The 25,027-nt window shown below is 62.1% G+C and carries 21 protein-coding genes; 7 read left to right on the top strand and 14 right to left on the bottom strand.

What is annotated here, in order from left to right:
- Positions 1–8: 8 nt before the first annotated feature.
- The 5 genes from ACLH0I_RS09875 (at position 9) to cobA (ending at position 8,351) form a co-directional block, all read left to right on the top strand.
- Positions 9–1,679, top strand: coding sequence for a protein kinase domain-containing protein (locus tag ACLH0I_RS09875; protein ID WP_411386909.1), 1,671 nt, complete (start codon positions 9–11; stop codon positions 1,677–1,679).
- 421 nt (positions 1,680–2,100) lie between these two features.
- Positions 2,101–4,554 (top strand): nitrite reductase large subunit NirB, encoded by a 2,454-nt coding sequence (gene nirB, locus ACLH0I_RS09870; protein WP_186728155.1) that lies wholly within the window; start codon positions 2,101–2,103, stop codon positions 4,552–4,554.
- Positions 4,551–4,868, top strand: coding sequence for a nitrite reductase small subunit NirD (gene nirD / locus ACLH0I_RS09865; RefSeq protein ID WP_411386908.1), 318 nt, complete (start codon positions 4,551–4,553; stop codon positions 4,866–4,868). The genes nirB and nirD overlap by 4 nt, the downstream gene beginning before the upstream one ends.
- Entirely contained in the window at positions 4,868–7,585 is a 2,718-nt protein-coding gene (locus ACLH0I_RS09860; protein ID WP_411386907.1) for a molybdopterin-dependent oxidoreductase, read from the top strand. The genes nirD and ACLH0I_RS09860 overlap by 1 nt, the downstream gene beginning before the upstream one ends.
- A 10-nt stretch (positions 7,586–7,595) precedes the next feature.
- Positions 7,596–8,351: a uroporphyrinogen-III C-methyltransferase gene (gene cobA, locus ACLH0I_RS09855; RefSeq protein ID WP_250965641.1), complete on the top strand. Its 756-nt coding sequence runs from the start codon at positions 7,596–7,598 to the stop codon at positions 8,349–8,351.
- Positions 8,352–8,916: 565 nt separating this feature from the next.
- On the opposite strand, the gene ACLH0I_RS09850 is transcribed toward cobA, so the two are convergent.
- The 8 genes from ACLH0I_RS09850 to ppsA form a co-directional block, all read right to left on the bottom strand.
- Entirely contained in the window at positions 8,917–9,951 is a 1,035-nt protein-coding gene (locus ACLH0I_RS09850) for an OmpA family protein (protein ID WP_250965642.1), read from the bottom strand.
- A gap of 107 nt (positions 9,952–10,058) precedes the next feature.
- Complete coding sequence (sigX, locus tag ACLH0I_RS09845) at positions 10,059–10,649, bottom strand: RNA polymerase sigma factor SigX (protein ID WP_003183614.1); 591 nt, start codon at positions 10,647–10,649, stop codon at positions 10,059–10,061.
- A gap of 91 nt (positions 10,650–10,740) precedes the next feature.
- Positions 10,741–11,565: a mechanosensitive ion channel family protein gene (locus tag ACLH0I_RS09840; RefSeq protein ID WP_003199523.1), complete on the bottom strand. Its 825-nt coding sequence runs from the start codon at positions 11,563–11,565 to the stop codon at positions 10,741–10,743.
- Between the two features lie 2 nt (positions 11,566–11,567).
- Complete coding sequence (locus ACLH0I_RS09835) at positions 11,568–11,813, bottom strand: hypothetical protein (protein WP_014337331.1); 246 nt, start codon at positions 11,811–11,813, stop codon at positions 11,568–11,570.
- A gap of 63 nt (positions 11,814–11,876) precedes the next feature.
- Entirely contained in the window at positions 11,877–12,872 is a 996-nt protein-coding gene (locus tag ACLH0I_RS09830) for a zinc transporter ZntB (protein WP_207965836.1), read from the bottom strand.
- A 25-nt stretch (positions 12,873–12,897) separates the two neighbouring features.
- Positions 12,898–13,389 carry a ribonuclease E activity regulator RraA gene (gene rraA / locus ACLH0I_RS09825; RefSeq protein ID WP_207965835.1) on the bottom strand — a complete coding sequence of 164 codons (492 nt, stop codon included), beginning with the start codon at positions 13,387–13,389 and terminating at the stop codon, positions 12,898–12,900.
- Positions 13,390–13,515: 126 nt separating this feature from the next.
- Positions 13,516–14,505 (bottom strand): alpha/beta fold hydrolase, encoded by a 990-nt coding sequence (locus tag ACLH0I_RS09820; RefSeq protein ID WP_250965644.1) that lies wholly within the window; start codon positions 14,503–14,505, stop codon positions 13,516–13,518.
- 220 nt (positions 14,506–14,725) lie between these two features.
- Positions 14,726–17,101, bottom strand: a complete 2,376-nt coding sequence (gene ppsA / locus ACLH0I_RS09815; RefSeq protein WP_186705308.1) for a phosphoenolpyruvate synthase — start codon at positions 17,099–17,101, stop codon at positions 14,726–14,728.
- A 184-nt stretch (positions 17,102–17,285) separates the two neighbouring features.
- Here ppsA and ACLH0I_RS09810 point away from each other — a divergent pair, with 184 nt between their 5' ends.
- A complete protein-coding gene (locus ACLH0I_RS09810; protein WP_003199510.1) occupies positions 17,286–18,104 on the top strand; it encodes a pyruvate, water dikinase regulatory protein in 819 nt (272 codons plus the stop codon).
- Between the two features lie 161 nt (positions 18,105–18,265).
- On the opposite strand, the gene ACLH0I_RS09805 is transcribed toward ACLH0I_RS09810, so the two are convergent.
- A complete protein-coding gene (locus tag ACLH0I_RS09805; RefSeq protein WP_411386906.1) occupies positions 18,266–19,111 on the bottom strand; it encodes a type 1 glutamine amidotransferase domain-containing protein in 846 nt (281 codons plus the stop codon).
- Positions 19,112–19,214: 103 nt separating this feature from the next.
- Here ACLH0I_RS09805 and ACLH0I_RS09800 point away from each other — a divergent pair, with 103 nt between their 5' ends.
- Entirely contained in the window at positions 19,215–20,111 is an 897-nt protein-coding gene (locus ACLH0I_RS09800; protein ID WP_411386905.1) for a LysR family transcriptional regulator, read from the top strand.
- Positions 20,112–20,300: 189 nt separating this feature from the next.
- Here ACLH0I_RS09800 and ACLH0I_RS09795 read toward each other — a convergent pair whose 3' ends face one another.
- From ACLH0I_RS09795 to ACLH0I_RS09775, 5 genes are all read right to left on the bottom strand, one after another.
- Entirely contained in the window at positions 20,301–20,528 is a 228-nt protein-coding gene (locus tag ACLH0I_RS09795) for an MbtH family protein (RefSeq protein WP_063322270.1), read from the bottom strand.
- Between the two features lie 84 nt (positions 20,529–20,612).
- Positions 20,613–22,025, bottom strand: a complete 1,413-nt coding sequence (locus tag ACLH0I_RS09790) for an aspartate aminotransferase family protein (protein WP_186705311.1) — start codon at positions 22,023–22,025, stop codon at positions 20,613–20,615.
- 96 nt (positions 22,026–22,121) lie between these two features.
- A complete protein-coding gene (locus ACLH0I_RS09785) occupies positions 22,122–22,643 on the bottom strand; it encodes a GNAT family N-acetyltransferase (RefSeq protein WP_250962323.1) in 522 nt (173 codons plus the stop codon).
- A 363-nt stretch (positions 22,644–23,006) separates the two neighbouring features.
- The gene (locus ACLH0I_RS09780; protein WP_250962324.1) at positions 23,007–24,341 is read right to left on the bottom strand and encodes an ATP-binding protein; all 1,335 of its coding nucleotides are present in this window, start codon (positions 24,339–24,341) and stop codon (positions 23,007–23,009) included.
- Entirely contained in the window at positions 24,338–25,018 is a 681-nt protein-coding gene (locus ACLH0I_RS09775) for a response regulator (protein ID WP_411386904.1), read from the bottom strand. Before ACLH0I_RS09775 ends, ACLH0I_RS09780 begins: the two co-directional genes overlap by 4 nt.
- Between the last annotated feature and the right edge of the window lie 9 nt (positions 25,019–25,027).

Here is a 25,027-nt window from a genome sequence, read left to right as displayed (position 1 = left end):
CTGCAACCATGAGCCTGCAATTGAGTTTTGCCGAGGCCAGCGCCATCGGCCCGCGGGAAGAAAACCAGGACGCCCTGCGCCTGGTCACCCCCGCCCCGGCCCTGGCTGCCAGCAAGGGTTACCTGTTCGCCATCGCCGACGGCGTGAGCCAATGCGCCGATGGTGGGCTGGCCGCCCGTTCGACCTTGCAGGCCCTGGCCCTGGACTACTATTCCACGCCGCAAACCTGGGGCGTGGCCCAGGCGCTGGACCGGCTGTTGCTGGCCCAGAACCGCTGGCTGCAGGCCAACGGCGGCGGGCAACCGCTGCTCACCACCGTGAGCGCCCTGGTCCTGCGGGGCCGGCGCTTCACCTTGGCCCACGTCGGCGATTGCCGGGTCTACCGCTGGCATGCCGATCACCTGCAACGGGTCAGCGAAGATCACGTCTGGGAACAGCAGGGCATGCAGCATGTACTCAAGCGGGCCCTGGGGCTGGATCAGCACCTGATCCTCGACTTTCTCGATGGTGAACTGCGCACCGACGAAACCTTCGTGTTGCTCAGCGACGGCGTCTGGGCGGTCTTGGGGGACACGGCCATCGCCGGCATCCTTCGCGACCAACCCGACCTGCACCTCGCTGCGCAGACGCTGGTCAACGCCGCGCACCTGGCCGGTAGCCAGGACAATGCCAGTGCGTTGTTGGTGCGGGTCGATGCCCTCGGCGAAGCCAGCATTGGCGATGCCTTGATCCAGCTGCAGCAATGGCCCTTGCCGCCGGCGCTGAAACCGGGCCAGGTATTCGAGGGCTGGCAGATCGAAAGCCTGCTCGGCCAGAGCCAGCAATCATTGCTTTACCGGGTGCACGACGGCCAAGGCCAACCTTGGCTGCTGAAAACCTTGCCCGTGCAGCTACGTGACGACAGCCGGGCCGGTCAGGCCTTGCTCTCGGAGGAATGGTTTCTCAAACGCGTCGCCGGACGGCAGTTTCCCGAAGTCCATGGGGTGCCCCAGCGTCAGCATTTGTACTACGTGATGCGTGAATATCCGGGCGCGACCCTGGCCGAGGTGTTCAACCAGGGCGGTCCGCTGCTCCTGGCCCAATGGCAGGACCTGGCGCAACGGCTGGTGCGGGCGGTGGGCCTGTTGCATCGACGGCAGATCTACCACCGCGACATCAAGCCGGAAAACCTGCACCTGGGCGACGACGGGGAATTGCGCTTGCTGGATTTCGGCCTGGCGTATTGCCCGGGCTTGTCCGAGGACCAGGCCAACGTGCTGCCCGGCACACCCAGCTACATTGCTCCGGAAGCCTTCGGCGGCACCGCGCCCACTGCGCAACAGGATTTGTACGCCGTCGGCGTGACCTTGTATTTCCTGTTGACCGGGCATTATCCCTACGGCGAGATCGAAGCCTTCCAGCGCCCGCGCTTTGGGGTGCCGGTCAGTGCCAGCCGCTATCGGCCGGACTTGGCCGAATGGCTCGGGCAAAGCCTGGAACGGGCCGTCGCGGCAGACCCGGGCCAGCGCTTTGAAACCGCCGAGGAATGGCTGTTGCTGCTGGAGCAGGGCGAACGCCGCAGCTTGAGTGTAAGGCCCCGGCCATTGCTGGAAAGAGAGCCGCTGAAGGTCTGGCGGACGTTGGCGCTGGTGTCATTGGTGGTGAATGTTGTGCTGTTGTTTCTGGTGTTTCACTCATGACCGTGGCGAGGGAGCTTGCTCCCGCTCGAGCGCGCAGCGGTCGCCTTTTTTGGGTCTGCTTCGCAGCCCAGCGGGAGCAAGCTCCCTCGCCACAAAAGCTTTTTCGCCAATCCCTTCACGCTCCATTACCGGGCAACACGCTTTGATTCGGTGCAATAAATCCCCCCCCAATCCGCTCAACCAGCCCGCTGCTCAATAAATCCGCGCCTTCGCGCCACTTGGCACAACCACTGCATTACCTACCCCACCATACATAAAGCAACGCCTCCAACGATGAAGGCGGTGCTTCCCGAGAGAACGGGACCAGGACAAAGGCGTCCTCGCTAGCTTGCTAGCGGGACGCCTTTTTTTGTTTTCGTAAAAATTGCCGAGCCAGTCCGATCGCCGTGATGAACCGGACATGAGCTTGCGGAGAACCCTGATGAAAAAACTCAAACTGGTGATGATCGGCAACGGCATGGCCGGGGTTCGCACCCTCGAGGAACTGCTCAAGCTGAGCAACGAGCTGTACGACATCACGGTGTTCGGCGCCGAGCCCCACACCAACTACAACCGCATTCTGCTTTCGCCGGTGCTGGCCGGTGAGCAGACGTTCGAAGAGATCGTGCTCAACGACCTGAGCTGGTACCTGGACAACAACATCAAGCTGCTGCTCAACCGCAAAGTGGTGGAGATTGACCGGGTCAAGCGCCGCGTCATCGCCGAAGACGGCAGCGAAGCCGAATACGACCGCCTGCTGATCGCCACCGGTTCCACACCGTTCATCTTGCCGATCCCCGGCAACACCCTTGAAGGCGTGATTGGTTACCGCGACATCGCCGACACCCAGGCGATGATCGACACCGCCAAGACCCACAAGCACGCCGTGGTCATCGGCGGCGGCCTGCTGGGCCTGGAAGCGGCCAACGGCTTGAAGCTTCGGGGCATGGACGTGACCGTCGTCCACATCGGTGAATGGCTGTTGGAACGGCAACTGGACAAGACCAGCGGCCAACTGCTGCAAACCGCCCTGGAAAGCCGTGGCCTGAAATTCCGCCTCAGCGAACAGACCCAGGCCCTGCACGACGCCGGCAACGGCCGGGTCGGCTCGGTCCAGTTCAAGAACGGCGACATCATTCCCGCCGACCTGGTGGTGATGGCCGCCGGCATCCGTCCCAATACCGAACTGGCGGAAAAATCCGGCATCCCCTGCAACCGCGGGATCCTGGTCAATGACACGATGCAGACCTATGACCCGCGCATCTACGCCATCGGTGAGTGCGCCAGCCACCGCGGCACCGCCTACGGCCTGGTGGCGCCGCTGTTCGAACAGGCCAAGGTCTGCGCCAACCACCTCGCGCAACTGGGCTTCGCCACTTACAAGGGTTCGGTCACATCGACCAAGTTGAAAGTCACCGGCATCGACCTGTTTTCCGCCGGCGACTTCATGGGCGGCGAAGGCACCGAGACCATCACCCTTTCCGACCCGATCGGCGGCGTCTACAAGAAACTGGTGATCAAGGATGACGTGCTGGTGGGTGCCTGCCTGTACGGCGATACCGCGGACGGCGGCTGGTATTTCCGGCAGATTCGTGAGAATCACGGCATCAGCGAGATCCGCGATCACCTCATGTTCGGGGAAAACGCACTTGGCGATGTAGGACACCAAGGCCAGGACAAAGCCATGAGCATGGCCGACACCGCCGAAGTCTGCGGCTGCAACGGCGTGTGCAAGGGCACCATCGTCAAGGCGATCCAGGAGCACGGGCTGTTCAGCGTCGATGACGTGAAAAAACACACCAAGGCCGCCAGTTCCTGCGGCTCTTGCGCCGGCCTGGTGGAACAGATCCTGATCAACACCGTGGGCGGCGCGGCGGACGTCAAGCCAAAAAGCGAAAAAGCCATCTGCGGTTGCAGCGACCTCAACCACGGCCAGATCCGCCAGGCGATCCGCGACCAGCACCTGCTGACCATCGCCGGCACCATGAGCTACCTGAACTGGCGCACCCCGAACGGCTGCGCCACCTGCCGCCCGGCGTTGAACTACTACCTGATATCCACCTGGCCCGGCGAAGCCCACGACGACCCACAGTCGCGCCTGATCAACGAACGCGCCCACGCCAACATCCAGAAAGACGGCACCTACTCGGTGGTCCCACGGATGTGGGGCGGCGTGACCAACCCCTCCGAGCTGCGGCGCATTGCCGACGTCGCCGATAAATACAACGTGCCGATGGTCAAGGTCACCGGCGGCCAACGCATCGACTTGCTGGGCATCAAGAAACAAGACTTGCCCGGCGTCTGGAAAGACCTCGACATGCCGTCCGGCCATGCCTACGGCAAATCCATCCGCACCGTGAAGACTTGCGTGGGCAGCGAGTTCTGCCGCTTCGGCACGCAGAACTCCACCCAGTTGGGCATCGAGCTGGAACACGACCTGTTCAATATGTGGTCGCCGCACAAGGTGAAGCTGGCAGTCTCCGGTTGCCCACGCAACTGCTCGGAAGCCGGGATCAAGGACGTCGGCATTATCGGCGTCGATTCCGGCTGGGAGATGTACATCGGCGGCAACGGTGGGATCAAGACCGAAGTCGCAGAGTTTTTCGTCAAGCTCAAGACCGCCGAGGAGGTGCGTGAATACAACGGCGCCTTCCTGCAGCTGTACCGCGAGGAAGCCTTCTACCTCGAACGCACCGTGCATTACATGCAGCGGGTCGGCATGGAGCACATCAAGAAAGCCGTGCTGGAAGACCCCGAGCGGCGCAAGGCCCTTCACGAACGCCTGAAGTTTTCCCTGTCGCTGGAACAGGACCCTTGGAAACAACGCCTGGAACAGCCTCAGTTGAAGAAAGAGTTCGAAGTCATCCCCGTGAAGAACCTGGAGGTGCCGGCATGAACTGGCTGGATATCTGCGCACTGGAAGAGATCAATATCCTCGGTTCGCGCATCATCAATGGCCCCAAAGGCGATATCGCGATTTTTCGTACCAGCGACGATGAAGTGTTCGCCCTCGATGACCGTTGCCCGCACAAGGGTGGCCCGCTGTCCCAAGGGTTGGTCTACGGCAAGCGCGTGGCCTGCCCGCTGCACAACTGGCAGATCGACCTGGAAACCGGTCTGGCCCAAGCCCCGGACGTGGGCTGCGCCCATCATCATTCGGCCCGGGTCGAAGACGGCCGGGTGCAACTGGCCCTGCGGGACGCAAGCTGATGAACCGCCAGATCACTGCCTCGACCTGCTGTTATTGCGGGGTCGGCTGCGGCGTGCTGATCGAGCATGACGGCGAGCGCATTCTCGGCGTCAGCGGCGATCCCGCCCACCCGGCCAACTTCGGCAAACTGTGCAGCAAGGGTTCGACCCTGCACCTGACCGGCGACCTCGCCGCCCGCGCCCTGTACCCGGAGCTGCGCCTGGGCAAAGGCCTGGCCCGGGCCCGCACCGGCTGGAACAGCGCCCTGGATCACGCCGCCAGCGTCTTCGCCGACACCATCGCCGAGCACGGCCCCGACAGCGTGGCGTTCTACATCTCCGGCCAGCTGTTGACCGAGGACTACTACGCCTTCAACAAACTCGCCCGGGCGTTGGTGGGTACCAACAATATCGACAGCAATTCGCGGCTGTGCATGTCCTCTGCCGTGGTGGGCTACAAGCGCAGCCTCGGTGCCGACGCCCCACCCTGCAGCTACGAAGACCTGGAGTTGAGCGACTGCGTGATGATCGTCGGCAGTAACATGGCCTACGCCCATCCCATCCTGTTTCGCCGCCTCGAAGAGGCAAAATCCCGCCGGCCGCAGATGAAAATCATCGTCATCGACCCCCGGCGCACCGACACCTGCGACCTGGCGGACCTGCACCTGGCGATCTTGCCGGGCACCGATGTCGCCTTGTTCCATGGGATTTTGCACCTGCTGCTGTGGGAAGACTGGGTCGACCGCGCCTTCATCAAGGCCCATACCGAAGGTCTGGCGGACCTGAAGAACCTGGTCCGCGACTACACCCCGGCGATGGTCGCCCAGTTGTGCGGCATCAGCGTCGAACAACTGCACCAGTGCGCCGAATGGGTCGGCACGTCGCCGAGCTTCCTGTCGTTGTGGTGCATGGGCCTGAACCAGTCCACCGCCGGCAGCGCCAAAAACAGCGCACTGATCAACCTCCACCTGGCCACCGGACAAATCGGCCGGCCGGGGGCGGGCCCGTTCTCGCTGACCGGCCAACCCAACGCCATGGGCGGACGGGAAACCGGCAGCCTGTCGAACCTGCTGCCGGGCCATCGTGAAGCCGCCAACCCGGAACATCGTGCCGAGGTCGCCCGTTATTGGGGTGTGGAGCAATTGCCCGCCACCACCGGCCTGAGCGCCATCGAGCTGTTCGAGCAGGTGCGCAGCGGCAAGATCAAGGCCTTGTGGATCGCCTGCACCAACCCGGCCCAGTCAATGCCCGACCAGACGGCGGTACGTGAGGCCCTGCAAGCCTGCCCGTTCGTGGTATTGCAGGAAGCCTTCCGCACCACCGAGACCGCCACGTTTGCCGATCTACTGTTGCCGGCGGCCAGTTGGGGCGAGAAAGAAGGTTCGGTGACCAACTCCGAGCGGCGTATTTCCCACGTCCGCCGGGCCATCGACGCACCCGGTGAAGCGCGTCCGGACTGGGCAATCACCGTGGATTTCGCACAACGCCTGGAGAAACGCCTGCGCCCGGGCCAACCCAGCCTGTTCGTCTTCGACACCCCGGCCCAGCTGTTCGACGAGTACAAACAGCTGACCCGTGGCCGCGACCTGGACTTGTCCGGCATCAGCCATGCCCTGATCGACCGCCTCGGCCCCCAGCAATGGCCCTTCCCGGAAGGCGCCACGGTTGGGACGGCGCGACTGTACGTGGACGGGATTTTCCCGACCGACAGCGGCCGGGCGCACTTCGTGGCCGATCCCTATCGCGCCGCCAAGGAACTGCGTGACGCCCGCTACCCATTGACGCTCAACACCGGCCGCTTGCGGGACCAGTGGCACGGCATGAGCCGGACCGGCACCGCTGCGCAGTTGTTTGGCCATGTGAACGAAGCCGTGCTCAGCCTGCACCCCGACGAACTTCTCCGGCATCGCTTGCAAGCGGGCGACCTGGTCAACCTCAAGAGCCGTCGCGGCAGCGTGATCGTGGCCGTGGACAGCGACGACAGCGTGCGCCCCGGCCAGGCGTTCCTGCCCATGCATTGGGGCGATCGGTTCCTCAAGGGCGGCGTGAATACCCTGACTCAACCGGCCTTCGACCCCTTGTCGAAACAACCGGAACTCAAGCACAGCGGCGTGCGCCTGGAACCGGTGAACCTGCCTTGGCAGCTTTTCGCTTTGATCGAAGGCGATGTTCAACAGCATCTGGAGGCCCTGCGTCCCCTGTGCGAGGCGTTTTCCTACGTCAGCCTGAGCCTGACCGGCCGCGAACGTCCCGCACTGCTGATTCGCGCTGCCAGCGCCATCGCGCCTGAACCGCAACTGCTCCAGGCCATCGACGAGCAATTGGGCCTGATCGACGGGCCGGTGCTGGCCTACGACGACCCGCGTCGCTCCATCGGTAAACGAGTGCGCATCGAAAACGGTCGCATCACCGCCATTCGCCTGGCCGGTGAAACCCTGGCCCGGCATTGGCTGCAGAACCTGTGGCTGGAAGGCCGTGCCGATGAACAACTGCGGCGCTGGCTGCTGGCGCCGTTGAGCGCGCCGCCGGGCAATGTTGGCGCCACAACGGGTGGCAGCAAAACGCTGTGCAACTGCATGAACGTCAGCCAGCGCGCGGTCTGCGCCGGCATCGAGCGTGGCCTGGACTTGCAGGGGCTCAAACAGGAACTGGGCTGTGGCACGCAATGCGGCTCCTGCGTACCGGAAATCAAGCGCCTGCTGGTTGCCACCGCGCAACCACTGGCGGCTATCTCGTGAGGAAAACACTATGAACGCAAAAGTCTGGCTGGTGGGTGCAGGTCCCGGTGACCCTGAATTACTGACCCTCAAAGCCGTGCGCGCCTTGGGCGAGGCCGACGTGGTGTTGATCGACGACCTGGTCAATGCCGCGGTGCTGGAGCATTGCCCCGCTGCACGCATCATTGCCGTGGGCAAGCGCGGCGGCTGCCGCTCCACCCCCCAGGCTTTCATTCATCGATTGATGCTGCGTTATGCCCGCCAGGGCAAATGCGTGGTGCGCCTCAAGGGCGGCGACCCGTGCATCTTCGGCCGCGGCGGTGAAGAGGCACAGTGGCTGCGCGAGCATGGCGTCGAGGTGGAAATGGTCAACGGCATCACCGCCGGCCTCGCGGGGGCGACCCAATGCGACATTCCACTGACCCTGCGCGGGATTGCCCGGGGCGTGACCCTGGTCACGGCCCACACCCAGGACGGCAGCAGCCTGAACTGGCAAGCCCTGGCCCAAAGCGGGACCACTTTGGTGGTGTACATGGGCGTGGCGAAGCTGAGCGAGATCCGCGAGCAACTGCTGGCCGGCGGCTTGGCGGCGGACACGCCCGTGGCCATGATCGAAAACGCCTCCCTGCCCCACCAGCGTGACTGCCGCAGCGACCTGGCCTCGATGGAGGCCGCTGCCAGCGCCTTCCAGCTCAAGAGCCCGGCGATCCTGGTAATTGGCGCCGTGGCCGAAGCAGCCGAACTGGCCGCCTCACCGCCGGCTTTGGCCCAGGTTTGCGCCCTCTAGCAGACACCCCAAAACCTGTGGGAGCGAGCTTGCTCGCGATGACGGTGGTTCAGTTAGACATACATTGACTGACACACCGCCATCGCGAGCAAGCTTTGCTCCCACAGATCTGATGGGTGTACGACCGAAAGAGCCAGGTCGGCTATCGGGCCGCCTCGGCCCGGCTTTTGATCTGGAGGCCCCGTTAACCACGCTGGCCGAACGCAGGCATTGTGGAGTGGGCATCCCGGCATGGATGCCGGGATAGCCGCGCTGGGCCATGGATGGCCCTTCGCGGCGGGCCCACGGAGCAATGCCGGAGTGAGGGCACACCGAGCCTTAGCGAGGTGCCGAGTGGTGGGGCAAGCCTTTTTTGCTTACTTTTTTTGGCGTTTGAAAAAAAGTGAGCCGCCGTAAGGGCGGAACCCTAAGTAGCCGTTACCGCAGCAACGGATATGTACCCGATCAAGCCATCAGACCGCCATCGCGAGCAAGCTCCCACAGGTCTTGTGTTCCACCCATCTCCATAAATCGCAGGCAAAGAAAAGCCCGGCCGAGGCCGGGCTTTTCCAAAGCTGTAGGCTAATTACTTAGCTTGAGCTTCAACCTGCGCTTCTACGCGACGGTTAACTGCACGACCAGCGTCAGTGGCGTTGTCGGCAACTGGGCGGGATTCGCCGTAGCCAACAGACTGAACGCGGGACGATTCAACACCGTACTGGTTGGTCAGAACGTTCTTAACGGCGCTTGCACGACGCTCAGACAGCTTCTGGTTGTAAGCGTCAGGACCGACGGAGTCAGTGTGACCTTCAACAGTAGTGGTGGTGGATGGGTACTGCTTCATGAAATCAGCCAGGTTCTTGATGTCGCCATAGCTGTTTTCTTTAACGACCGACTTGTCGAAGTCGAACTTGACGTCCAGCTCAACACGAACGACTTCAGCAACAGCTGGGCAGCCATCAGCGTCAACAGTTACGTTGGCTGGGGTGTCAGGGCACTTGTCGACGTTGTCGCACACGCCATCGTTGTCGCTGTCGGAGCAGACTTCAGCAGGTGCTGGAACTGGAGCAGCAGCTGGCTTGGAGCCGCCACCGAAGTTCACACCGATACCAACGCTAGGAGCCCACTCGGTGTCGCCCTGGTCGATGTTGTACTGAGCTTCAACGCCAGCACGGGCGTAGAAGTTGTCAGTGAAATACAGCTTGGCGCCGCCACCAACGTTGGCGAAGGTAGAACGGTTACGACCGTTGCTGCCATTCTGGTCGATGCTCTGGTCGGAGAAACCGGCCGAAACATAAGGACGCAGCATGTCGCCTGGGTTGTTGAAGTGGTACAGAGCGTCCAGAGCGGTGTTCGCGCCCTTAACGTTAGTGCCGTCTTCGGTACGTGCGTTGTGCACTTCGTCGTAGGCCAGACGCAGTTCAACGTCGTCGGTCAGGAAGTAACCAACCGAACCGCCGAACAGGTTGCCGTTGTTCTTGAAATCACGAGCGCTGTCGAACATTTCTTTCTTGGCGAAGCCTTCGATTTCAACTGCGCCTTGGCCTTGTGCCAGAGCGCCGAACGAAGTGGCAGCAATCAAAGAACCAATGGCAAAGCCCAAGGTGTTTTTCAGTTTCATCCGTTAAATCCCCATCTGGTGATTGTGAAGCAGTCCCGCAAACCGGGGGACAACTCGGCGGCAAGTCTATCAGAACTTGCCTACACGTAAGAGATATTTGCGCCGAACTAAGTTTCAGCAATGCCTGCAAATTTCTCACGCAATTTGTCAAGAGCGCGCTTGTAACGCATTTTTGTCGCGCTCAAACCCATATGCATTATGTCTGCGATCTCCTGAAATTCCAGCTCTGCGACAAATCGTAGCACCAGAATTTCCCGGTCGATCGGGTTTACATAGACCAGCCAGCGATCGAGTCCACCCTTTTCCTCGGGCTTGGGCGCCTTATCTTCCGACGCTTCCTCGAGAGGGTCCAGGCTCAACGCGTCCATCAAGCGACGCTTTCGCCGTTCCTTGCGATACTGCGTGATGCATTCGTTGTACGTGATGCTATAAAGCCATGTCTTGAACTTCGATTTCCCCTCGAAGTTCTTCAGGCCATACAGCACCTTCAACATCACCTCCTGACAGACATCGTCAGCATCACGATCGTTCCCGAGATAGCGCGCACAAACGTTAAATAAAGTTCTCTGGTAACGACGCATCAACTCTTCATAGGCGCGTGTTACGTGAAACAGCTCCGTATGCGCGCGCGCGACCAACTCCTCATCGGAGAGATCACGGGGGTCGTAGCGCGTGGATAGCGATTGGGGTTTGTTCAAAACAAGTCGGGCCGACAGTCTAGGTCAATGTGCGCCGCAGCCTGGGCTAGCAGGCATTTCGCGGCGGCATACATTAGCAGGATTTGCCGGGTTAGCGGCTACTCACATGCTGTTCCAGCAAGATCCGATTGGAAAGCGACACCAGTTCGCCCTCCTCGGTCAGCAATGTGGTTTTCACCGTGCCGATCTCTTCGATCTGGCCTTCGACCTCGCCAACACGCACTTGTTGCCCAACCTCATACAATTCACGCACATAGATTCCCGCAAGAATCTGACCGGCGATCTCCCGGCTTCCCAATCCCATTGCCAGCGCAACCGCCAGACCAACGGTTATCAATACAATCACGATCACATGGTTGAGCAGGTCAGTCTTGACCTCCAACTGGCTGATCGCCACCGAAATACTGATGATAATCACCAGGCCCTGGGCGATACGCCCCACGCCAGCGGCATAATCCAGCCCGACGCCTTCGGCCGCACCGCGCACCAGCCCATTGGCCAGTTGCGCCAGCAGGACACCGACCAGCAACACCAGCGCGGCACCAAAAACCTTCGGCAAATACAATGCAAGCATATCGAGCGTAGCCGAAACTCGCTCAAGGCCAAGGGATTCTGCTGCGGAAACCAGGAAAATCAGCAATACGAACCAGTACACGATCTTGCCGACCAGGGTCGAGATCGGCACTTGGATGCCGCCACGGGACAGCAGCTTGGTCAGGCCGGTGCCGCCCATCAGGCGATCGAGACCCAGCTTGGCGAGCAGCTTGGACAGCAGCGTGTCCAGCAACTTGGCCACGACAAAACCCAGCAACAGCACCACCAGCGCACCGAAGAGGTTCGGGATGAAGTTAGCTACCTTGGTCCACAACGCAGTCATTGCCGTGACGAGGCTCTGGGTCCAGAGATCAAGTTCCATATTCAATCAGCCTTATCAGCGGTGCGAGTAACAGGTTTACGGCGGGAAACCGGCGAGACATGGGCCGATCCATTATTCAGGGCGATCATCAGCGCGGGCAACCAGCGGCCCAGCAAGCTGAACAGATCGCCCGCGCCGACCTGGCGGTTGGCGGTTTTCAGTACACGCCCCAAGCATGCGTCGTCGTCCCGGCTGGACGGCGAAGCCTTGAGCATGTCGCGCAAAGACTGTTCAAACGGATCGTGCATACGCACCTCTCGTGATGTCTGTGGAAGACGCGATCACATTTCGTCGGGTCACATGAAACCCCATCACACCCAGCGCAAACGGCGGAACAACCACCACTGCCCCGTCGCGACGCAGATCATCAGCAGGCACGCGACCATGAAACCGTAGGGGCTTTCGGAAAACGGAATGCCGCCGACGTTGATGCCTAAAAGGCCGGTGAGAAAACTCATCGGCAGGAAAATCCCGGTGATGATGCCGAAGCGGTACATGGTCCGGTTCATGCGCACCGACAGGCGCCGGTCTTCGGCCTCCAGCACAAGCCCCACGCGCTCTCGGGTCAATTCCAGCTCTTCGAGATAACGGGTCAGGCTGTTGTTCAATTCGTTCCAATAGTCGCCATCGTCCTCGACGAACCAGGGCAACTTGATCCTCGACATCTGGCCGAAGATATCTCGCTGTGGCGCCAGGAATCGCTTGAGTCCGGCAGCCCTTCGACGGATGTGCAAAATGGCGTCATGCTCGGGGGCATACCGTTCGTCGGCGTCGAGTTTTTCTTCCTCGCCATCGACGATTTCCGAGAGGCAAGTGACCAGGTCCTGCACCTTGTCGGTGAGGTATTGCGCCATATAAAGGATGAGTTCGGAAGCGTTCTCGGGCCCCTTGCCCTCGGCCAGTTGCGCCAACAGTTCATCGGTGGCGCGCAACGGCCGCAGGCGCAGGGAGATCACTCGCTGGGCAGACGCGAAGATCCGTACCGAGACCATGTCTTCAGGCTCGGCGCCCGGGTTGAGGTTGATCCCGCGCAGGAACAGCAGCAGTTCGGCGTTGGGCAACGGCAACAACCGCGGCCGGGTGTTCTCTTCCAGCAGCAGGTCGCAGTTGAATTCGCTCAGGCCGCTGGATTTGCGCAGCCAGGTGTGGGTTTGCGGATGACTGCGATCCCAGTGCAGCCACAGGCTTTCGTGGGCCTGCAGCTGCAAATCGTCGAGTTCGGTCCGGGCTATGGAACGCGCGCCGCCTTTACCGTCCAGCACCAGGGCATGCACCAGCCCCCATTGCGCGTTTTCTTCCTCGAACATCCTCATCCCTTATGGCTGCGGTGCTTTATTCAGGCATCTTCAGTGGGCTTGGCGAAACGATCACGCCGTTGTTGTCGGCATAGACATACTCGCCCGGGCGGAACGTCACGCCAGCAAAGGTCACTGCTATATTGAGCTCGCCGACACCACGCCGGTCGGTCTTCATCGGATGGCTGGCCAGGGCCTGGACCCCGAGGTCGGTCTGGGCAATGACGTCGACGTCGCGGATGCAGCCATAGATCACCAGGCCTTCCCAGCCATTCTTAGCCGCTTTCTCGGCCAACATGTCACCCAGCAGGGCCCGGCGCAGCGACCCGCCGCCATCCACAACCAGCACTTTACCCTTGCCATCGAGTTCAACCTGCTCCTTGACCCGCGAGTTGTCCTCGAAGCACTTGATGGTCACGATTTCGCCGCCGAAGGAATCGCGGCCACCGAAATTGCTGAACATCGGCTCCAACACCTGCACCAGGTCCGGGTAGGCGTCGCACAGGTCGGGCGTGAGGTAATGGTTCATCGAACAACTCCTGAAAGGCTGGAACGTCAGATTGAATGTGCAACCGTTTGTGACCGGAACCGCTTGAAGCGTCATATCTTAGCCGCAAGCAGACCAGAGCGAAATGCCCTTGTCAGAGCCTTCGCCTCAAACCGCCTCGGCCAACTGCGGCTGTTCACCCAGCAAGGGCGCCTGCTGATCCTCGAGCCAACGAGCCACCAGCGGCCAGACCTCAAGGCGGGCGGCCTTGCTGACCAGCATCTCGACGTGACCGAAATCGTCAGTGAAACCCTGTCCCCGACCCAGGCAGACAAACTGCTTGTGCGTGGAACCGATCTGGTCGAAGAGTTTGCGGCACGCCCAAGTCGGGTCCTGGTGATCGCCGGCGGCACTCACCGCCAGCACCGGCAACTGGACATCGGCCAAGCCGGCCCACCAGTTCTTCTCGGCATCGCCGAAACGCCCGAACAGGCCGTACCAGCGCATGCTTTCCAGGGCCAGGCCAATGGGCTCGTCCTCGGGGCCGCGCTTGAGCCTTGAACCGGACAACTGGGCAAAGCGCTTGAGGATGAAGCGGCCGCTCCATTCCACCGGCGGGATCTTCAGCGGCCAGTAGGTGCGGCTGACCTGGGTGCCAAAAAATGCCGCCGACGCCACCGCGGGCTCGCCCAGGTAGTGGCCGCCCAAGGCTGCCGCCAGGGTAATGCCCCCCAGGGAATGACCGATCCAATGGGGCACTTGTCCGCTCTGCTCACGCACGAAGGCGCCGATGGCCGGCAGGTCGTAACGGGCGTAGTCAGCCACCCGATTGTGGCGATAACCCTGGTTACGCTGGGATAAGCCATGGCCGCGCATTTCGGGAATCCAGACATCGAATCCCAGGCGCGTCAGGTACGCGCCCAGGCCGAGGCCTTTGGGCGAATACCAGAAACGCCGATTGGAAAAACTGCCGTGCAACAAAATCACCGGGACACCACGGGTTTCGCCGGGATCAGCCATGCCCAGCCGCGTGACGGCCAGTTCGACGCTGGCGTCCGGGCTGTTGCCGGGTTTCAAGCGATAGACGTCTTCGCTCAGATCACCGCGCCGCTCGGCGCTGATCAGGGCGACAGGAAAGAGGTTGCTGCTGCTTTGCATAATCTTCTTGCACAAAAAAGGGCGGCTTCCTTGTGGAGCCCGCCCTACTTCAATCAAAAGGGGCCAATGAACTGATCACCGGAAAACTGTGGGAGCGAGCTTGCTCGCGATTGCGGTGGGTCAGCAAAATTAATATCGGCTGACACTCCGCCATCGCGAGCAAGCTCGCTCCCACAAGGATTTACCCGGCCGACATTATCGGCGCGGCCCCTTCACTCGATCAGACCGCCGCCTGACCCTCGGCCAGGAAGAACCAGGTTTCCAGCACGGAGTCCGGGTTCAACGAAACGCTTTCGATGCCCTGCTCCATCAGCCATTTGGCCAGGTCCGGGTGGTCCGAAGGGCCCTGGCCGCAGATGCCGATGTACTTGCCAGCCTTGTTGCAGGCGGCAATGGCATTGGCCAGCAGCTTCTTGACCGCCGGGTTCCGCTCGTCGAACAGGTGGGCGATGATCCCGGAATCGCGGTCCAGGCCCAGGGTCAGCTGGGTCAGGTCGTTGGAACCGATGGAGAAACCGTCGAAGAACTCAAGGAATTCTTCAGCCAGGATGGCGTTGGACGGCAGCTCGCACATCATGATCACGCGCAGGCCATTGTCGCCACGGGCCAGGCCGTTTTCCGCCAGCAGGTCAACCACCTGGCTCGCTTCGCCCAGGGTCCGCACGAACGGCACCATGATCTCGACGTTGGTCAGGCCCATCTCGTTGCGCACGCGCTTGAGGGCGCGGCATTCGAGTTCAAAGCAATCGCGGAACGATTCGCTGATGTAGCGCGACGCACCCCGGAAGCCCAGCATCGGGTTCTCTTCTTCCGGCTCGTAGAGCTTGCCGCCGATCAGGTTGGCGTATTCGTTGGACTTGAAGTCCGACAGGCGCACGATGACCTTCTTCGGCCAGAACGCCGCCGCCAGGGTGCTGATGCCTTCCACCAGCTTCTCGACGTAGAAACCGACCGGATCGTCGTAGCCGGCAATGCGCTTGTCGACGCTGTCCTTGATGTCCTGGGGCAGGCCGTCGTAGTTCAGCAGCGCCTTGGGGTGCACGCCGATCATGCGGTTGATGATGAACTCCAGGCGGGCCAGGCCCACGCCGGCGTTCGGCAACTGCGCGAAGTCAAAGGCACGATCCGGGTTGCCGACGTTCATCATGATCTTGAACGGCAGCTCCGGCATGGCGTCCACGGAGTTCTTCTTGATGTCGAAGCCCAGTTCGCCCTCGAAGATGTAGCCGGTGTCGCCTTCGGCGCAGGAAACAGTCACGCCCTGGCCGTCCTTGAGCAGTTGGGTGGCGTTGCCGCAACCGACCACTGCCGGGATTCCCAGTTCACGGGCAATGATTGCCGCGTGGCAGGTACGCCCGCCGCGGTTGGTGACGATGGCGCTGGCGCGCTTCATCACCGGTTCCCAGTCCGGGTCGGTCATGTCGGATACCAATACGTCGCCGGCCTGGACCTTGTCCATCTCCGAGACGTCCTTGATGATCCGCACCTTGCCCGCGCCGATGCGCTGGCCGATGGCCCGGCCTTCCACCAGCACGGTGCCGGTTTCCTTGAGCAAGTAGCGCTCCATGACGTTGGCCTGGGTGCGGCTCTTCACGGTTTCCGGACGGGCCTGCACGATGTACAGCTTGCCGTCGTCACCGTCCTTGGCCCACTCGATGTCCATCGGGCACTTGTAGTGCTGCTCGATGATCATCGCCTGCTTGGCCAGCTCGCTGACTTCAGCGTCGGTCAGGCAGAAACGCGCGCGCTCGGCCTTGTCCACGTCGACGGTCTTCACCGAGCGACCGGCCTTGGCTTCGTCGCCGTAGATCATCTTGATGGCCTTGCTGCCCAGGTTGCGGCGCAGGATGGCCGGGCGACCGGCTTGCAGCGTGCCTTTGTGAACGTAGAACTCATCCGGGTTCACCGCGCCTTGCACGACGGTTTCACCCAGGCCGTAGGCGCCGGTGATGAACACCACGTCACGGAAGCCCGACTCGGTGTCGAGGGTGAACATCACGCCGGCGGTGCCGGTTTCGGAGCGGACCATGCGCTGCACACCGGCGGAGAGGGCGACCAATTTGTGGTCGAAGCCCTGGTGCACGCGGTAGGAAATGGCACGGTCGTTGAAAAGGGAGGCGAAGACTTCCTTGGCGGCGCGGATGACGTTTTCCACGCCACGGATGTTCAGGAAGGTTTCCTGCTGGCCGGCGAAGGAGGCATCCGGGAGGTCTTCGGCGGTGGCCGAGGAACGCACGGCGACGGCGATGTCAGGATTGCCTTCGGACAGCTTGGCGAAAGCGGTGCGGATCTCGGCGTTCAGTTTCTCGGGGAATTCGGCTTCCATGATCCATTGGCGGATCTGGGCACCGGTCTTGGCCAGGGCATTGACGTCGTCGACGTCCAGGGCATCGAGCGCATCGTGGATCTGCTTGTTCAGGCCGCTCAGTTCCAGGAAATCACGATAAGCCTGGGCGGTCGTGGCGAAGCCACCTGGCACCGATACGCCGGCACCGGCGAGGTTGCTGATCATCTCGCCCAGGGATGCGTTCTTGCCCCCCACATGCTCCACATCATGGACGCCGAGCTTATCGAGGGAAACTACGTACTCTACCAAGGTGATCTCTCCACTAACTGTGTTGGAAAAGCTCAAGGCACCGGCGGCTCCAGGGGAGCGCTTGCCGGCGATATGGCCTGGACCTGGAAAATAAGTGAGAATGCGGGCCAATGGTGGCCGGCAAATCGCGCCTATCATATCCAAGAATCGTCACTAGCTCACTAGCTTAAGGCCCAAGGCGCAAATGAAACGATCTGCTTTCTTTATCTCCGACGGCACCGGCATCACGGCCGAAACGCTAGGCCAAAGCCTGTTGGCACAGTTCGAAAACATTACCTTCGCCAAATTCATACGTCCGTACATCGACAGCGTCGACAAGGCGCGGGCCATGGTACAGCAAATCAATAAAGCCGCCGAAACCGACGGTTTCCGCCCGATCATCTTCGATACCATCGTCAATCAGGACATCCGTGAGATTCTCGCAACGTCCAATGGTTTCATGATCGACATTTTTTCCACCTTCCTGGCGCCCTTGGAACAGGAACTGAGCGAGCATTCTTCCTACTCGGTCGGCAAGTCCCATTCCATTGGCCACAACTCCAACTACATGGAGCGGATCGAGGCGGTCAACTTCGCGCTGGACAACGATGACGGCGCCCGCACGCATTATTACGACAAGGCCGACCTGATCCTAGTGGGTGTGTCGCGTTGTGGTAAGACACCGACGTGCCTGTACATGGCGATGCAATTTGGCATCCGCGCGGCCAACTATCCATTGACGGAAGACGACATGGAGCGCCTGCAACTGCCCAGCGCCCTGCGCGCCCACCAGCACAAGCTGTTCGGCCTGACCATCGACCCGGACCGCCTCACCGCGATCCGCAACGAGCGCAAGCCCAACAGTCGTTATTCAAGCTACGCCCAGTGCGAGTTCGAAGTGCGCGAGGTGGAAAACCTGTTCCGGCGGGAGAACATTCCCCATATCAACTCCACGCATTTTTCCGTGGAAGAGATTTCGGCGAAGATCCTGGTGGAGAAAGGGGTGGAGCGGCGGTTCAAGTAAACCCGCTACACCACTAAAACCTGTGGGAAAACCCTGTGGGAGCGAGCTTGCTCGCGATAGCGGAGTGTCAGCCAACACCAATGCTGCTGACGAGCCGCAATCGCGAGCAAGCTCGCTCCCACAAGGGAATCGCCCACAGGGGAATCCGTGGTGTTCCTGGATCAGTGTTTCAACCGCTCGACCAACACCTTCCCCACTTCCAGCGCCGACGCCGGGTTCTGGCCGGTGATCAACTCACGATCCATGACCACATGGGACGTCCAGGGTGATGTGTTGCTGCTGTATTGGCCGCCCGCCTGCTCCAACGCATTCTGCGGGTAGAATTTCATGCTCCCGCCACCTAGCAGCCCCTTGGCCAATTCTTCCTCCTGATTGCTGATCACCGTCATCTTGTACCCGGCATAGATCCAGCCGGCCTTGGCCGAGGCCTGGCCTTTGGCCGCCAACTGGCCAACGAAGCCCTGGGCATCGGTCATGGTCGACAGCAACGCGATCGGGCCATGGCAGACCAGCGCGGTGGCCTTGCCCTTGCCATGAAAATGCGTCAGCACCCGCCCCAGCGGCGCGCTCGTGAGCAAATCCTGCATCGGCGCATGTCCGCCCGGGATGTACAGGGCATCGAACCGGTCCAGGCCGATCTGCTCGACAAGGGCCAGGCTGATCACCGGTGAGTCCTTGGCCGACGTGATCTTCAACTGCGCCAACAACGCCTGGTAACGCTCCAGCTCCGCCGAGTCATTGTTGAAATACATCTTGTCCACCGAGGAAAGGTCCAGCGTCGGCACCTTGCCCTCGGGCGTTGCGAACGTTACCTGGTGACCCGCCTCCAGCAAGAGTTTCACCGGTTGCAGCAATTCGTTGAGGTAGAACCCGGTGGAGAAGACCTGGCCATTTTTCAGGTCCAGATGATCGGCGTCCGACAGGACCACCAGCACGTTATCGGCATGGGCCGCGACGCTGATGCCCGCCAGAACGACAGACGTTGCCAAGGTAGTGAGCTTTTTCATGATGACTCCAGGACGCTTCGATAAAAGATGCGCTCACTGTATTGATGCGCTTACCGGCGATAAACTGGCTTCCCGGAACATCACTTGGCCCCTGGAGGCAACAATGCCCCGTCGATTCGATCATCTGGCCGACGTGGAAGCCTTCGTCACGGCCGTGGAAAAAGGCACCCTCAGCGCCGGCGCCGTGGCGCTGGGAACCACGCCTTCGGTCCTGAGCCGCGCCATCTCCCGCCTCGAAGCCCGGCTCGGCGTGCAGTTGTTGCGTCGTACGACCCGGCGGCTGAACCTGACCGATGCCGGCACGTTGTACCTGGAACAGTCGCGCTCGGCCTTTGCCCTGATTGACGATGCGGAGCGGCGAATCCAAGGCCAGGACGGCGTCCTGACCGGTCGCGTGCGCCTGAGCGTGCCGACCACCTACGGCCATTACCGCCTGCCGTCGCTGCTGTCGCGTTTCGTCCAGGCTTTTCCACAGGTTCGGGTCGAGCTGAGCATTACCAACCGCAATGTCGACCTGGTGGCCGAGGGGTATGACCTGGCGATCCGTCTCGGGCCATTGCCGGACAGCGGGCTGGTCGGCCGCAAGCTCGAAGACGCCCGCCTTTGCCTGGTGGCCGCGCCGCACTACCTGGCACGCGCCGGAACGCCCCGGCACGTCGATGAACTGGCGGCCCACGCCTGCCTGCCCTTCGTGATGCCCAGCAGCGGACGCATCGCACCTTGGCTATTTCGCGAAAACCAGCAAGATCGGGAATGGCTGCCGGCGGGCAATGTCCAGGTGTCCGACGATGTATTGGGCATCGTGTCCCTGGCCCAGGCCGGGATGGGAATCTGCCAGACCTATGAATTCATCGTCCGGGAGCGAATCGAGCGCGGGGAACTGGTGGTGTTGCTGGAAGACGTTGGCGGGCGTAGCCGACCGTTTTCAATCATCTATCCGCCCCATCGGCAATTGCCGGCGGCGGCACGGGCGTTGATTGATTTTCTGATTGGGCAATAGCTATAACACCGACCGGACCCTGTGGGAGCGAGCTTGCTCGCGATGGCGGAGTGTCAGCAGCATCGATATTGCTGATCCGCCGCCATCGCGAGCAAGCTCGCTCCCACAGGGGGTCTGGTGTGACTGCAGGATTTGCATTCCCCCGCAGCCCTCCTGTGGAAAGCTTCCTTGCTGCTACAGGTTCTGGATTCAGTGGGCCGCAGCCGCCTGCTCTTCCATCTTCTTGCGCAGGCTCAGCGGGCGCATGTCGGTCCAGACTTCTTCGATGTAGGCCAGGCATTCCTTCTTGAACCCGCTCTTGCCAACGGTGCGCCAGCCCTCGGGCACGGCCTTATAGTCTGGCCAGATCGAATACTGTTCTTCGTGGTTGACCACGACCTGAAAGACGATGTCCTCGCGGTCGAATACTGAAGTCATGGGTGTCTCTCCATCTATGCTCGAGGTTCGCTGCATCACATGCGCAGCCAGGATATGAAAGGAACGTATAGGGTCGGGTGAAAATTAACGATCGGTGATCGCCGCCTGCAGGGCTCGCCCGAAAATTTCGGCGACCCGGTCGATTTCCGCCCGGGTGATGATCAACGGTGGCAGGAACCGCACCACGCTACCCTGCCGACCGCCCAGTTCCAGGATCAGCCCGCGCTTGAGGCATTCGCGTTGCAGGCGTGGCGCCAGCTGTGCGTGTACCGGCGGATGGCCCAGGGCGTCCCGCTTACCCGCCGGATCAACCAGTTCAACGCCAAGCATCAGCCCGCGACCGCGGATATCGCCCAGTTGCGGGAAGTCCCGCTGGAGGATGTGCAGGTGCTCGCTCAAGCGTTCGCCCATGGCCGCGGCATGGGCCGGCAGGTCGTGCTCTTGCAGGTAGCGCATCACTGCGGAACCGGCGGCCATGGCCATCTGGTTGCCGCGAAAGGTGCCGGCGTGAGCGCCGGGCAGCCAGGTGTCGAGCCAATCGCGGTAAACCACCACCGCCAGCGGCAGGCTGCCGCCGATGGCCTTGGACAGCACGACCACGTCGGGGATGATCCCGGCATGTTCGAAGGCAAACATTTTGCCGGTACGGCCGAAGCCGCTCTGGATTTCGTCGACGATCAACGCCACCCCGGCCTGTTCCGTGATTCGCCGCAAGCCGCGCAGCCAGTCCAGGTCGGCGGGAATGACGCCGCCCTCACCCTGCACCACCTCGACGATGACCGCCGCTGGCAATTGCACGCCTGCCTCCGGGTCGTGCAGCAGGTTTTCCAGGTAATGCAGATTGGCCTTGACGCCCTCGGCACCGCCCAGCCCGAACGGGCAGCGGTAATCATAGGGATACGGCATGAACTGCACGCCATTGCTGAGCAAGGCGCCCAAGGGCTTCTTCGGTCCCAGGCTGCCCATCAGGCTCAATGCGCCCTGGCTCATGCCGTGGTAACCGCCCTGGAACGACAGCACGGTGCTGCGTCCGGTGGCGGTGCGCACCAGTTTGAGGGCAGCTTCCACCGCGTCGGTCCCGGTGGGGCCGCAGAATTGGATCTTCGCCTCGGCAGCCAGCGGCGCCGGCAACAGGCCGAACAGATCCTGGACGAACCGGTCCTTGACCGGCGTGGTCAGGTCCAGGGTGTGCAACGGCAACTCATCGGCCAACACCTGCTGGATCGCTTCGATCACCACCGGGTGGTTATGCCCCAGCGCCAGCGTGCCGGCCCCGGCCAGGCAATCGATGAAGGTGCGGCCTTCGACGTCCTCGACGTACAACCCCTTGGCGCGCTTGAGGGCCAGGGGAATCCGCCGTGGATAGCTGCGGGCATTGGACTCCTGCCGACTCTGGCGAGCCAGCAGTGGCGATTCATTGAACTGGTAGAGCGTCTCGGCCGGCACGGGGCTGACCCGCGCCGGCTGTGCTTCGATAAGGCTGTTGGCGACTGACATCTCTCGACCCCGCAATAGGTAGTGACCCAAACGGCACACCGGGCAGGTGCGCATCCGGTCGGGGCGCACATGCAGGTTTCCTGTTGTGGAAACGCATCAGCCACGGGGGGATTTACTCTCGGACAACACTTTCGCCGTCGGCGCGATCAGTGGCTTGTGCATCGCGATGGCCTTGACCCCGCCAAGGGCAAAGGCCTCGGCGCTTTGCTCGAAGCCCAGGTGTCGATAGAAGGCCTGGCTGGAACGGGTGCTATTGAGGCGCACCCGGGCCACCCCGCGTCCGCGCAGCCAGGTCTCGATGTCTCCCACCAGCGCCTGGCCGACACCCCGGCGGAAGGATTCTGGTTGCACGTAGCAGAAGGCGATCCGGCCACTGGCCGTGGCCATGGCGACACCCGCCGGGCGACCCTGCAAACGTGCCAGGGTCAGGCGCAACCGTGGGTCGATCAGCCAGGGGCGAATATGCGCGAGGGTGTTGTGGCGCACCCAGGCGGCCACGACAGTGGGATCGTTGCGGTGTTCAGCGGCACACCCGACCCGGATGGAACGCTCGGCGATCCGGCTGATGATGCCGGCATCGCTGGGCGTGGCCGTGCAGATTTCAATGAAGGTATCCATGGCGCGGTTTTCCTCAGTCCTTGAGTCGAGCTGAAAAAAACATAGACCTGGATAACGCCAGTGCGCCAATGCCAGGTCGTTACAGCAGATGTACAACAACCACGCCGGGGTATTACCAATACGCTTGGGGCTCAGCCTGAAACACTGTGGCGAGGGAGCTTGCTCCCGCTGGGCTGCGCCTGTAGGAGCTGTGTAGGAGCTGACGAGTGCAACGAGGCTGCGATCTTGTCCAAGACAGTTAGGCCTCAAGCGAAAGATCAAGATCAAGATCAAGATCAAGATCAAGATCAAGATCAAAAGATCGCAGGCTTCGCCAGCTCCTACAGATCCAGCGGGAGCAAGCTCCCTCGCCACGCAAATCACCTACTTAACAACGGTTGCCTGCACCGGCATCGTCAATTCGACCCGCAACCCATCCGGGCGGCTGTCGAAATGCAGGCCACAGCCGCAACGCTGGACGATGGCCTGGACGATCGCCAGCCCCAGTCCGCAGCCGGTGCTCTGGCCGTTGCGCCAGAAGCGCTGGGTCAGGTGCTGGATGTCGTCGGCGGCGATGCCGGGGCCATGGTCGCGGACTTGGAAGCGCACGCGCTGGCCGATCATTTCCAGGCTCAGTTCCACATCGGTATCGTCCGGGGTATGGCGCAGGGCGTTATCCAGCAGATTGCGCAGGGCGGCGATAGAGAGCACCGCCGGCATCTGCACGGGTGCGTCGGACAGCCCTGGGGCCAGGTGTAGCTTGATGCGCCGGGACTCACTGCCGGCAGAGTCCTGGATCGCCAACCGCGCGACCTGCTCGGCGTTGCAGTGCACGCCATCGTCGAATGACAGGCTGCCTTCGACCCGCGCCAGCAACAACAACTGTTCAAGGGTGCGGTGCAAGCGGTCGGCGCCCTCTTCGGCCCGGGCCAGGGACTGGTCGCGGGCAACCCCTTCGGTCATGCGCGCCACTTGCAGGTGCGTCTTGATGGCGGTCAATGGGCTGCGCAGTTCGTGAGCGGCGTCGCCGGTCAGTCGTCGCTCGCGCTCGATGGCCTTGCCGATGCGCTGGAACAATTGGTTCTGGGTTTCCAGCAACGGCTGCAACTCGCTGGGCAGCGGATGGATCTGCAAGGGCTCCAGGGAATCGGCATTGCGCCGCATCAGCGCATCGCGCATGCGATTGAGCGGTGCCAGGCCCTGGCCGATGCCCAGCCACAACAGGCACAGGCAACCGAGCAGCGCCACCCCCACCGGCACCGAGGCGGCCAGTAATACCGACATGTTCAGGGCTTCGCGTTCGATCTGGCGGTCGGCGGTGGTGATGCGCAAGTCGCCCTGGGCCAGGGTGAAGCTGCGCCACGGCGTACCATCGATCATCTGGTCGTGGAAGCCCATCTTCTCGGCTTCTAGGACCTGTTCCGGGGTGCCGTGGCTGCGGGCCAGGATCTCGCCGCGCAAGGAGCTGACCTGACAGGCCATGCCGCCGGGAATGCTCAGTTGCTCGGCGCTGATATGCGTGCCGTCACCCTTCGTCGGCAAGGGCGGCAGTTGCTCCAGCAACCCGGCCACCATCCGCGCCGAAGCCACCAGGCGCTGGTCGAGGGAAAACATCATCTGGTTGCGCAGGTCGCTGAGCATCCACGCCGCGGCCAGGGCCCAGATCAGGGCGAAGGCCGCGCCGAGGGTCAGGCTCAGGCGCAGTCGCAGGCTCATCACTTGGACGACTCTCCGCCTTCGGCCGGCCCCAGGCGATAACCCAGGCCGCGCACGGTCTCGACAATACCGTTACCCAATTTACGCCGCAGGTGATGGATATGGACGTTGAGGGCGTTGCTTTCCAGTTCGTCGTTGAACCCGTAGACGCTGTCCTTGAGTTGCTCGCTGGACAGCACCCGGCCACGACTGTGCAGCAGTGCCTGCAACAGCGACTGCTCGCGCCGGGACAGATCCACCGGCTGGCCGTCGAGGGTGGTTTCCCGACTGCTGGGGTCGTAGGTCAGGCGACCGTGCTCGATCAGGTTGACGCTGCGCCCCGCCACGCGCCGCAGCAACGTGTGCAGGCGCGCCGCAAGTTCGCGCAGGTCGAAGGGCTTGAGCAGATAGTCGTCGGCGCCGGCCTGCAAGCCGTCGACCCGGTCGGTCACCGAGTCGCGGGCGGTGAGGATCAGCACCGGCGTCTCCAGCCCCTGCTGGCGCAATTGCTTGAGCAGCTTGAGACCATCTTCATCGGGCAATCCCAGGTCAAGCACCATGACATCGAACTCCGCCACGCCGACCATCGCCCGCGCCGCCGATGCGGTGGCGACGTGCTCGACCGTCAGGCCCTGCGCCGTGAGGCCGGCAACGATCCCGCTGGCAATCAACTCATCGTCTTCGCACACCAGTACATGCATGGTAAGCCC

This window comes from Pseudomonas sp. MPB03 (genome assembly GCF_046605385.1).
GTDB lineage: Bacteria > Pseudomonadota > Gammaproteobacteria > Pseudomonadales > Pseudomonadaceae > Aquipseudomonas > Aquipseudomonas zanjanensis.
The sequence above is the reverse complement of the archived record's forward strand: the minus strand, read 5'-3'. Positions and strand labels throughout refer to the sequence as shown.